The sequence below is a fragment of the Paenibacillus sp. J5 genome, from assembly GCF_054955055.1.
The window spans coordinates 1-533 of record NZ_JBUEDD010000048.1 but is presented as its reverse complement, the minus strand read 5'-3'; the positions used below and the strand labels follow the sequence as shown (position 1 = coordinate 533).

Annotated in this window: 1 protein-coding gene; it reads right to left on the bottom strand. The window is 62.7% G+C overall.

Annotation, left to right across the window (positions count from 1 at the left end):
* Positions 1–533, bottom strand: a 533-nt coding sequence (locus ACY1JZ_RS26065; RefSeq protein WP_462631692.1) for an AMP-binding protein, incomplete at both ends; no start/stop codon positions are given.

Here is a 533-nt window from a genome sequence, read left to right as displayed (position 1 = left end):
CGTCAGCAGCGGCACATAGAGCGAGGTTACCGTCAGGTCGAACGCGATAGACGAGTACAGCGCCGCATCCACGGGCTCTCCGCCCGCATATACCTTGCATGCCCACCATACATAGTTCACGGCGCCACGATGCTCCACCATGACCCCCTTCGGCTTCCCCGTCGAGCCGGAGGTATAGATCATGTACATCAACTGCGACGGCTTCACCTCGACACCCACATTCACGGCATCGTGAAGACTGTCCGGCTCATCCGTTTCTCTGCCGCCAGATGCAGCCGAAGGTTCGGTGCCTGCAGAAAGTCCAGAGCCTGCCGCACCAGCTTCCGATTCCTTCACCCCGTGAACCTTTGCCCCCATCGCGCCACTTCCCGCTTCCCTTGCCTCTGCAGTCGCCACGGCTTCCGCACGCGCTACAGCCTCTGCACTCACCCCGGCTTCCGCAGTCGTCTCCGCTTTCGCATCACGCCCCACTTCCCCGCTGGTCTTGACCTCTGCCCTGATGTCCAGCCAGACCAAGCCCGCCGGGGCCTGTC